This window comes from Chthoniobacterales bacterium (assembly GCA_036569045.1).
Lineage (GTDB): Bacteria > Verrucomicrobiota > Verrucomicrobiia > Chthoniobacterales > JAATET01 > JAATET01.
The window spans coordinates 1-11,172 of sequence record DATCRI010000082.1 but is presented as its reverse complement, the minus strand read 5'-3'; the positions used below and the strand labels follow the sequence as shown (position 1 = coordinate 11,172).

Sequence of the window (11,172 nt, the reverse complement as noted above, 5' to 3'; positions counted from 1 at the left end):
GAGAAAAACGCAACCGCCTCGAGCCTCCGGAAGGAGATTCACGATATGTGCATCGATGTTCCCCCTCAAGCTAGTCCTCCTTGAGCACCGAATTTCTACTCACTTATCTTCGGTTCACAGACAACTGAATGGAAGCAACTTAAGAAGGATCATAACCTGAAGGTCGCAGGTTCAAATCCTACTCCCGCAACCACTTTCAAGCCGTTGTAAGACAATCTCTTACAACGGCTTTTTGGTTTCCTGGTTTTCTCCGTTTTCGGCGACTTAGCGCTACTCAAATGAGGGAGGCGCCGCGTGACAAAGCCAGGTCAGAGCGGGGGTTGCGGCGGATACGGAGCGATTTCAGCCGCCTCGATCTTTGCGCCGTTCACGGTCTGGCGCAGGCCAAGCACGATCACGTTCCTGCCGCCGAAGTTCAGCCAGCATTCGGGCAGATAATACTCCCGCTGCGGACCTTCCTCCCAATGGCGGCCGATGTCGTGGCCGTTGAGCCACATGTATCCGTTGCCGGAGGCCTTGATGAGCAGCCGCCAGGGCGTCGCTCGCGCTTCCGCGGTGTCGGGCAGGTCGAACTCCAGCCGATGCCAGGTGAGCAGCGCGTCCTGCTGCGCCTTTGGCTGGATGCCGTTACCCTTGCGCGCGATCGGTTCGGTCGTGTCGAGGGCGACTTTCTTCCAATCCTTCGGGGCGAAATCCGGGCTCGTCCAGCCGGCTGCGACTCCGCCGAGATCGGTCGCGACCTCCCAGTCGAGCGGTGTGGCGACCGCCTTCTCGTCGGTGGAAAGCCCGGCCTGCCGGATGCCGCTCAGCTCCTCCATCGGGATGTAGCCGTGCTCGAAGCCGATGTTCTCGTAGAGTAGCACGATCTCGTTCGCGCCGGCGTGCAGGAGGCCGGCGACGTCGAAGCGATTGTCGAATTCGTTCGGCCAAATGCGGTCGAAGGACGTGGCCTTGTTGCGCGTCGCGGCGGCGGCGTAGGCGTCGCTGGGGTGGAGCCGCTTCGCGAGCTGGCCGTTGACCTGCGCGGACACGATGTCGCGGCTGAAGGAGTTCACGAGCAGCTTCGTGAGCTTCGCGACGTCGTCGGCCTTGAGATCGAATTTCGTGCGATAGAGCACGTAACGCTGGTCGCTCACGCCGAGCTCGGGCAGCGATTTCCCCTCGGGGAGCTTCTGCCATTTGCCGTCGAGCGGATCGTTCTTCTCGAGCGCGAAGGCCACTCGCACGGCGGCGGGCAGCGCGACCGGAGACGCCTGTTTCTGCGCCTTGGGATACCACACGCCTTCCGCCGGCGTTTTGCCCGGAGGAATGACGAGCACCTTCGCGCCCAGCGGGCCGAGATCGTAGTTCACCTCGAACGACGGGATCGCCGGCGACTCCGCGGCAGCGGCGGCGGTCTTGATGAGCACGCGGTTGCCTTCCTGGTCGGTGTTGTAGATCGGTCCGGTCGGCGTGGCGACCTTGCCGGGGACGACGGTCACCTTGCCGGCGACGGGCTTCACGGCATCCGTGTTGTCGAGGAAGACGAAGCGGGTGCCGTCCGGGGCGACGCGGATGCCGCCGAAGAGATTCGCCGGCGCGCCCTGAAGTTCGCAGGGGCCGCCCTGGGAGCGAAGCAGCGGCTGCTCGTTCTCGCGGATGAATTCATTGACGCCCTCCGCGACGAAGTATTTCGGGCTGAGCGCGCCCGACTCGCGAATCGGCGCGTTGTAATCGTAGCTCGTGCTTTGTCCCCTCGCCTGCCAGCCGCCGAAATGCGTGCCGCCGACGAACATGTAGGTGTTCAGCCCCGCCGCGCCGCCGAGCAGCGACATGAGGCTGATCGCGTTGTAGTGGCGGGCGTCGGAAAAATGCTCCTCGGCGAGGCTCCCACCCACGAGCGAGAACCAGCCGCCCTGGAGCTCGGTGACGAAACCGGGGGCGTCCGGCTGGCTCGCGCGCAGCGAGGCCATGCGCTCGGCGCAGCTCGGCGCGGCATTCTGCGCGACGTAGTAATTGTCCGTGTCGAATACCTGCGACAGCTCGGGATCCTTGCTGCCGCGGCACTCGACGGTGAGGCAGGTGAAGATGGGCACGTCGATGCCATTCTTCTTCACGGCGCCGTAGAGTGCCCGGAGGAGCTTCTCTTTGTCGGGAGCCTTGTGGTGGTTGTATTCGTTCTCGATCTGCACCAAGATGATGCCCTTGGCGCCTTTCGGCTTGCGGGTGATCTGCTCGGGGGCGACCGCCTTGCACACGGCGTCATACCAATGGACGCTCCAGGCGATGTGCGCGGCCTCTGCGCTGCGCAGCCAGAATTCCTTGCCCGTCCACGGATTGAATTTCGCCAGCCAGCGGGGATAGCCGCCTCCGGCCCACTCGGCGCAGATGAACGGGCCGGGCCGCACGATGGTGTAGAAGCCAAACTCGTCCTGCGCCATCTTCAGCCACGCCTGGAGCTCCGAGAAATCGACCTTGGAAAAATCGTCGAGTCCGGCGGGCATTTCGCGCTCGTGAATGTTCCAGGGCACGTAGGTGTCCACCGTGTTGAAGCCGGCATCCTTGATCTTCTGAAACCGGTCGCGCCACAGCTCGCGCGGCGTCCGGAAGTAATGAAACTCCGCGCTGCGAATGAAGGTGTCCTTGCCGTCGATCGTGAAGCAATGGCTGTCGTAGCGGATGCGATCAGGATTGGGGAAATGCTTCGCAGGCGTCTGGGCGAAGAGGCTCGCGCTGACGACTGAAAGAACCGCGCAGGCGAGAAGAGGAAGGCGTCGTGTTTTCATGAGGGAGAAAGCGATGTCACTTCACATCGCCGTGGAAGCGGACTTCCGCAACGTTGCAATGCCAGTTGTTCCGATTGAAGATCCGAAGGTAGCGCCAGGATTCGCCGGAGGGCTTCATCTTCAGAATCTGCCAGTCCTCGGTCGAGGCGGCCGGCTCGCTGAGAGTCGTCCAGGTTTTCCCATCCTCCGATCCCTCCACGACGGCACCGGCGGTCCGGTCGCGGTATTCGGGCCGGGCCAGAAGCTCCACGCCGGAAAGACGGACGGCCCTGGGCTTCCCGAAATCGAACGTGAGAGCGACGTCCGAGCCTTTGCCTTTCAGCGAGAATTCCGGGTAGGTGCGCGGATCGTTGTCGAACAGGACCTCGAGCGTGCGCGGCGACTTTGCGGACACGTCGCCCGTCTCGGGATCGAGAATCTTCGCGCGCCGCGGCACGTCGCGGATGAGCTTCGACTCATCGACCACGAGCAGGCGGGAACCGTCCGTCGTGACCGTGGCCGTGCCGCCGGGCGTCCCGTCCTTGCGCCGGTAGTCGATCGAGAATTCCACCGGCCCCGTCTTCGCCTGGCCCGGCCGCAGCACGGCCTCGGCGACATACGTGGACGCGTCGGTCTTCCTGACCGCGGCCTCGACGCCCTGAATGCGCACGCGAACGTTCTGGATCGGCTCCCGGGCCTGGATGTGCACCTGCACCGGCTCTCCCAGGGCGACCCGAATGCCATCGCGTTTTTGCGAACTCAGCGAAATGGACTGAAGCTTGTTGCCGCTCTCGTGGCGTTGGCCGAAGATCCGCATTTCCGACGGCTCGATGCCCCCGCCCTTCTGGACGCGCAGATACCGGAAGGTCGATTCGGCCAGGCCGCGGGGGACCTCGACCTTCGTCAACTCCGTGGCGGCCGGGATCGCCTCGGGCGTGAGTTCCGTCCAGTTCTTCCCATCGTTGGAGCCGTAGAACTTCGCGCCCTGCACCCGGTCTTCGAAGTTGACCCGGCCCTCCATCGCGAATGCCGTGGCGGAGAACTTGAAGTCCGGCCCGAAGTCGAGATCGTGGCGGCTGTCGGGCGCCAGGTAGTAGCCCGCGAAAGTGTCGTCGTTGCCATCGACCAGGAGGTTCAGGGCTTCCGGGCCGATGTTCGACGAGGCGACCACCTTCGGAAAATCCATGCTGCCGTCGGGCAGCAGCGGCGTGAGCGGCTCCAGGCCCTCGAACGCCTTCTGGAGCTGGGCCAGCGCCGCAAAGAACTCCGTGTCGGAGGTGGCCTTCAACGCTTGCACCGCGCGGGCATGGGCAGCCTTGCAGCGTTGCAGCGTGGCCTCGACGTAGGTCGTCTTCGGATCGTATCCGGACGTGATCTTCCGGATCGCGGCCGCGCGATCCGCGGCCACCGAGATCGACGCTTTCTTCGGCGCGACGACGGTTCCATCCGTCGCCTCCACGACGAACACGCAGTCTTCGACCTTGGTCGGAGTCCACGAGAACGCGCCGGTTCTCGGGTCCAGGACGGACCCCGCCGGCTTGTCGAGGCTCCGGTAGGTGATGGACTTTCCGTCGCCGGGCTTCTCAACCGAAAAATCCGCTCGAATCGGCGCGCCGGGCCAGGCCACGAGGCGCAGCGGCGCATCGCCCGCGGCGAAAGTCAGGCCCTGTTTGTCCGGCTTGCGCAGAATCTGGTCGAAATCGACGGTCGTGCCGGACGAGCCCTTCACGTTGAAAAAGACGATGTCCCCGAGCCGCTCGAGCGGGCTCATCGTGTAAAACACCTCGCGCCATTCGCCCTGCGTATTCGGCAGCAGCCACGGCTTTCCGAAGCCGGACATCTCGATCTCCGCGACGCCCGTCGTGCGGATGCGCAGGCCAATGGTCTTCGCGTCCGTGCCGCAGCTCAGGATGGAAAGCCTCGCGCCCTCCGGAGAGGCCTGGGCGCGGACGAACGCGGTCTCGCCTTCGCTTTGGACCGAGGAGTTCTTCGTGAGGTTCGCGGAACGCAGCTCCACCTCGACGGCGGCCGGCTCCTGCTCCGAGGGCGGAATACGGAGGGCCTCGCCGCTCGCCTCCTTCGGAATGTAAAGCCAGTCGTAGTCGTCGCTGACGATCCGCTTGAGGAAGGTCTCATTGTAATAGGGCGCCGTCTTTGCCAGGTCCACGCCCTTCTTGAACGTGTAGTAGTAATACAGATCCCAGATCTTGTGCTGGCGGATGCGGCCCCGGTAGTTGTCGGCGATCCGAGGATAGATCTGCTCGACCTTGCCGTCGCGCGAGATGTGCGACGGCGTGGGAATCCACGGTGTGTCGTAGCCGAGCATGAATCGGCAGAAGTGGTCCGCCGCCACGAGGATGCGGTTGTTCAGGAATTCATAGGGGCCGACGGCGTCCGCCGCCTTGGAGGGCGTGCCCTCTACCGGGTCGACCTTGGTGCCCTGCGAATTCAGGATGCGGCCGATCGTGGTGAAAATCGTCAGGTCGTCGCCGGAGTGGGCCTGGTCGCGGCCCATCTCCGTGATCTGGACCTGCGGAGTGGCGACCTTTTCGCCGGTGAGGGCATTCGTATCGACGAGGCGGGCGAGGTCCTTGATCGAAAAGCTCGAGCCCTTGTCCGGGCCGTCCTTGTTCACGGTGAAGCGCTCGACCCGCAGCGCGTAGTCCTTCGGATCGCTTCGGAAGATGGCTCCCGCGATGGCCGGCGCATAGGCGAAGCCGTTCTGATTCATGAACCAGCCGTTGTGGTTGAAAAACTCCGTCACGCCGGGAATGACGAAGTTGTTCGAAAAATCGGCGGTGTCCTTCTCCGTCCAAGCGAGCTCGCGGTTCGGCGAATCCATGCCGCGCAGCAGCTCGGCGACCATGATCATGTCCTTGAACGCGAAGGAGCAGTGAATATAGACCTCGCGGTAGGCCTTGAACTTCGCGGGGTCCATCTTCGACCAGAGGCGCACGATGCGCAGTGCATTGGCCCGGTAGACGGGATCGCCCGTGAACCAATACATCAGGATCTGCCGCAGGGCCGTGTCGGAATCGCCCTTGAGCCGCCCCTCGACGCTCCCGCTGTCGAAGGCATCGACCTCCGGCTTGGAGGGCTCCTTCTTGCTCTGGTTCCGGCTGGAAACCGTCTTCGCGGAGCCGCCCCTCGACGCGAATTTCAGGAAGGCGGAATACCACGGTTCCCGCTTCGCCATCACCTGGGCGCGGAGATCCTCGAGCATGGTCTTGTTGAGACCGATCCCCGGATGCACGAAGCCGTTCACCACCGTTTCGTGAATTTGCGCCTTGTCCGTCACCGCGGGTGGCGTCTCGGCGACCACACCGCGCGACGCGATGACCGCGAAAGCGGCGAGGACAACCATCGGGGGCATCCAACAACGGACCGGGCGTGGCTTCTTTCGGGAAACGTCCAGTTTTACAATCTGGGGAACCAATTCTTCCGAAGAAGGGCGACTGCTCATCTGCCCCCCTGTTGGAGATCGCGATCCATGGCCGCTCCATCGAAGGGAATGACGACGATTTTGCTGCCGTGACCGTCGTTGCCGTTTTGGTTCTCCTTTTCCACATCCACCACCGCCAGCGTCACCGCCGTGACGTGGCCGTTTTCGATATAGATGCTGGGGCGCTCGAGCTTCGTCCAGTGATTCACCGTGCCGTCCGTGTAACGGATGAAGTCCTTGCCCGGCTCGTAAGCGACGCCGCGATAGGTCCAATTCTTTATGCCGTCCTTCGAGGTGATGTGGTAGGCCTTCTTGTCACTCCAGTTGTTGACGGTGATGTGGTAAAGGCCGCCGCTATACCAAAGCGTCGGGTCTTCGAGACGCCCGAGTTCGTGCTGCGGAAAATCCTTGATGCCCGGGTAGATCTTCGGCCCCTGCGGAACATAAGGTCCGAGGATGCCCTTGTTGCTGATCATGACGACACCGGCGCGGCCGAACATCTCGAAACGGCCGTCCGGACGGGCGAGGATGATCTCGTTCGAAGCGCGCCATTTCGGATTGTCCTTCACGGTGATCTTGCCGAGCGGCTCCCACGGACCATCGAGTGATTTGGAAACGAAAACCATGCCCGGGCGGGTTTCGCTGATCACGATCGCGTAGCGACCGTCGGGAAGTTGAAGCGCGGTAACGTTGTGGCCCTTGCCGCCTTCGTTGCCCGGCCAGCAGAGCCCCTTGTCCACATACGGCCCGAGAAGGTGGTCGCTGACGGCATGGATGGCCTTCGACTCCCACCAGCCCTTATGTCCCTTGCCCTGCTCCCAGCGGCTGCCAAAGAGGTGATACTTTCCATCCGGGCCTTTCAGGATCTTGCCGTCCCAGTAGTTCCACTGCGTCATCGTCACGTCTTCGAGGCCGTTTTTCGGATCGCGGAGGCCAACGGTGGCCGCGCCCCAGACGTCCTTCGAAAGCGCGCCGACGATGGGGGTCGGCAAAAAGTAATCGATGAAGGTCTTTGCCGGTTTCGTGTTCTGGGCGTGAGCACAGTAAACGCCTGCAAGCAGCGCAAATGCGATCGGGAGGGTATTTTTCATAAATGGACGGGTGGGTAGGAAAGGGAGTCGCGGTTAGAAAACGGCCCATTCAAAGACGCCGATGTCGGAGCCTTTCACGTCCTCGGGAAAAACGAGGCGCAGGTAGCGGGCGGTGATGGGCCGATTGGAGATCAAGGGGGAACCGGAGACCGCCTTCCGCGTGTGATCCTCGACCTTTTTCCATGACTTGCCGTCCATCGAAGACTCGATGGCGAATCGATAGGGCTTCCACGCGTATTCCGGCCGGATGAGCTGCCGCTCGATCTTTTGAACCGAGCCGAGATCGATCTGGAGCCATGCTCCCTTTGCGTCGAGCGCCGGCGCCCAGCGGGTGGCGTAATTGTCGTCCAGTGCGCAGGCTGCCTTGGTGAATTCACTGGCCTCGCTGGACGAGGTGATGCTCGCGCGGGCCATCAGCTTCGCTTCCGACTCTGCGCGCCCCTGGACGAGCGGCGGTCCCTGGTGAGTGGGGACGACTTTTTCGATGCGACCGTCGGCGGTGAACGTGATGGGATCGACGCAGACCTGCCGGCCGATGAACTTCCGGTTAAACGGAATGCTGTGGCGATGGTAGAGGATGTAATCGCGGCCGTCGCGCTGGAAAACCGCGTGGTGGCCGGGGCTGATGACGTTCACGTTCTTGTCCGTGACGAGGATCGGGCTGCCCGGCCCCTCGACGAACGGCCCGAGCGGCGAGTCGCTCACGGCGTAGTGGACGCGGTAGTTGTCCTCGACCGTCTTGCCGGCGGAATACATGAGGAAGTATTTTCCGTGGCGCTTCACCATGAACGGTCCCTCGAAGTAATTCGCCGGCGTGATGTCCATCACCTCGCCGTCGAAGTGCGCCATGTCGGGCGTGAGCTTCACAAGCCAGCATTTGCCGTTTTTCCACCCGAAGCCCGAGCCCCAGTAGAGATACGCCTGGCCGTCGTCGTCGAGGAAGAGCTCGCCGTCGATCATGTGATACACGCCGTCCTTGTAATCCCAGGGAACGAAGGGCTTGCGGTCGCCGAGCGCGTTGCGCCAGGGACCGAGCGGGTGGTCGGCCACGCCGGCCCACATCTCGTTCCCGACGGAGACGACCATGTGGTATTTGCCGTCCTTGCCCTTAAGCACGGAGGGCGCCCAGACGGCTGCGACTCTCGAGGTCGGGCTCGTGCACTCGGCCTTCGTCGGCCAGTTCAAGACGTGGTAGGTCCAGTTCTTGAAGTCCGACGACACCCAGCAGCCGAGCGTCTTGTCCCCCCACGGATCGAGCGTGGCGTAGATGTAGGTCTTGCCGCCGTCCTGCACGATCGAGGGATCGGCGTAATAGCCCGGCAGGATGGGATTCGCCAAATGCGGCGCGCGGCCGGACATCGAATCGGGCGTCGGAGAATCCGCAGCGTTGAGCAACGTGGTCGCCATCAAGAGCGGGGTGAGAAATCGAAGCGAGAATTTCATGGGAGTGGGAATTGGAGGAAAACGTTCGGGGGCTACGCCGCATCGGAACCCTGCGTAGGCCCGTGAAGGTGAGCCCTCATCAGGCTGGAATCAAGAACGACTGGCCCGGAGAAAGTTTCAAGTCGAGCGTGCGGTCGGCGCAGCGGTCTTCCGTCGGGCCGGTTCGCGTTCGGCTGCGGGCCGCCCGACCCCGTGGTCGGCGGTCCACTCGCTCCAGCGAACGCCGAAGGGGATTTCGAGCGGAGCAAGTGGCAAACCGGTTGCTGCGCTCGAAATGCGGACTGCGGGAGTGGTCAGGATAGTTTGGGCAGCGCGACCTTCAGGGGAGTCGCTTCCGCTTCGCTCTCGATCACGATCTCGACCGGCGGGGTCTCGCCGACGGGCGTCAGTTCGGCGGGGACGCGGAATTTCACGTCCGTTGACGCATAGGGAGCCAGCGACGGAAGCGGGGCGGCGACGGTGAGCGGCTCGCGCCCCTTCGGACGGAGCTGGAGTTTGACCTGGGTCGCGGCGGACTTCGCCAACCCGAAGTTCTCGACCTGCACGGTCAGCTCGCGCGTCCCGTTCTTGATCGGGCCGGCCTTGATCGAGCCGTGGGCGCTAAGCATCGGGTATTCGGCGGGTTCGTCGGGAAGGGCGGCATAACCGAAGACCAGCCCGCCCTTGCGGTCGCGGGCGAGCAGTTTGGCCGTGCGGTCGGAGGCCTGGAATCCGCAATCGGCCGCGGAAAACTCGGCGACCAGGCGGTTGCCGACGACCTTCGTGGACAGCGGGGCGGAGGTCTTGCCGAAGTCCACGCGGGACGGAGCGCCGAATCGCAGGGTCGCGGGATCGACATCTTTCACGGGGTCGAAGCCTTTCTCCGCCTCGAGGGCGATGAAGAAGCGGTCGCCTTGTTTGCGAACGAGGACGGTGCGCGGCGGCGTGACGCCCACGGCGATCGCCTTGGAGCTGTGGTTATCGTTGGGTTTGTCCAACTCCTTGGCGTCGTCGATGACGGCGAAAAGCATGTGGGTGGGGCGGCCGCGCTCATCCTGGATCACACGCGGGCGCTCGATCTTGTGCCAGTCCTCGATCCTGCCGTCCTCGTGGCGGAAAATGCCGGGGCCGTAGGCGAGGCCCTGGTCCCAGTCCCAGCGCAGGCCGTCGCGGGAGCGGAGATAGTAGGCGGCGCGGCCGAACCAGTCGTTGACGATGAGGTTGTATTGGACGTCGTCCTTCCAGACGACCGGGTCCTCGAAGCGGGCCTTGCTCACCGGCGGATAAGCGGAGCGGTTCGAGACGCGGCGGTAGGGATCTTTGTTGCCGTCCTTGCTGATCCATACCTCACCGCTGCGGTTGACCATCAGATAACTTCCGTCGCTGCGTTGCGCGAAAGTGCCGTTGGTCATGTCCACTGGGGCCCGCCCACGGGTGTCGAACTCCAGCTTGCCGCGCGTCCACGGACCTTCCAACGACGGACCCCGATAGCAACCGCCAATGATGTAGAGGATCCAGGTGCCGTCCTTGGCTTGATAGGCGGTGACGTTGTGGCCCTTGCCAATCTCCTGCACAATTTTGAAGGGGCCGGTCGGGCTGTCGCCGATCGCGCGGACGAGATCGGAGTTGGGCCATTCGGCATGCCCCTTCCGCGAGTTTTCCGGCCAGCGCACGACGAAATTGTGATATTTCCCGGCGGGATCTTTCACCACCGAGGTGCACCAATACGAGAACTTGGCGTCCTCCACCCCATTGGCCACGTCGCGCGGCTTGACCGCATCCACGCCCCACACGTCGGAACGCAGCGGCCCGTTGGGCTTCATGGGCAGAAAGCGATCGATATACTGTCCGCCCGGCACCATGCCTTCCGGCACGACGTAGGTGGATTGCCCGTGCTGGGCGTGCGCAACGGCAGCGAGGAAAGGCAACGCGGCGAGGACGGGAAGCCTGAGTAAAGAGGAGGATTTGCGTTTCATGGCAGTGTCAGGGTTATGGCTAAGAATCAGAAGGTGGCGGTCGTGGTGATCGGCGAGGTGTTAATACACGCGGAACTCCCAGAGGCCGGGAGTGCCTTGGAGGATCGTCAGGCGTAGATAGCGGGCGCGAGTCGGCTTCTTGTCCTGATGCGGTGATTGGATGCGGACGTCGGCGTGCTCGACGTAGGGCTGCCAGGTCTTGCCATCGAGCGAGGACTCGATCTTGAAGGCGTGGCCGTGCGTGGGCTGCACGAAATACGCCTCGGTGCCGAGGATGTCGCGAGGTGCGCCGAGATCGACCTGGAGCCAGGGCGTCTTATCCTCGGGCGCGGCCATCCAGCGGCTCCCGTTGCTGCCGTCGGTCGCGAACCCCGGCACGAAGGACTCCGTGCGGTCGAGCGAGGGATCCTTCTTCACGGGGACCTTGAACTCGGGGCGGACGGACGACGCGGTGACGGTCGCCGCAAGTGCGCGATTGGGCAGCGGATGGGACGTCG

At 63.4% G+C, this 11,172-nt stretch carries 6 protein-coding genes; all 6 read right to left on the bottom strand.

Going from position 1 to position 11,172, the window contains the following annotated elements; translation table 11 throughout:
• Positions 1–308: 308 nt before the first annotated feature.
• Positions 309–2,765 (bottom strand): beta-galactosidase, encoded by a 2,457-nt coding sequence (locus tag VIM61_14495; protein HEY8901619.1) that lies wholly within the window; start codon positions 2,763–2,765, stop codon positions 309–311.
• Positions 2,766–2,781: 16 nt separating this feature from the next.
• Positions 2,782–6,117: a discoidin domain-containing protein gene (locus tag VIM61_14490; GenBank protein ID HEY8901618.1), complete on the bottom strand. Its 3,336-nt coding sequence runs from the start codon at positions 6,115–6,117 to the stop codon at positions 2,782–2,784.
• Between the two features lie 86 nt (positions 6,118–6,203).
• Positions 6,204–7,277: a glycoside hydrolase family protein gene (locus VIM61_14485; protein HEY8901617.1), complete on the bottom strand. Its 1,074-nt coding sequence runs from the start codon at positions 7,275–7,277 to the stop codon at positions 6,204–6,206.
• Between the two features lie 33 nt (positions 7,278–7,310).
• A complete protein-coding gene (locus VIM61_14480) occupies positions 7,311–8,720 on the bottom strand; it encodes a family 43 glycosylhydrolase (protein HEY8901616.1) in 1,410 nt (469 codons plus the stop codon).
• Between the two features lie 293 nt (positions 8,721–9,013).
• Positions 9,014–10,675: a hypothetical protein gene (locus VIM61_14475; protein HEY8901615.1), complete on the bottom strand. Its 1,662-nt coding sequence runs from the start codon at positions 10,673–10,675 to the stop codon at positions 9,014–9,016.
• A 60-nt stretch (positions 10,676–10,735) separates the two neighbouring features.
• Positions 10,736–11,172 (bottom strand): discoidin domain-containing protein (locus VIM61_14470; GenBank protein ID HEY8901614.1); only part of this gene is annotated, 437 nt, incomplete at its 5' end.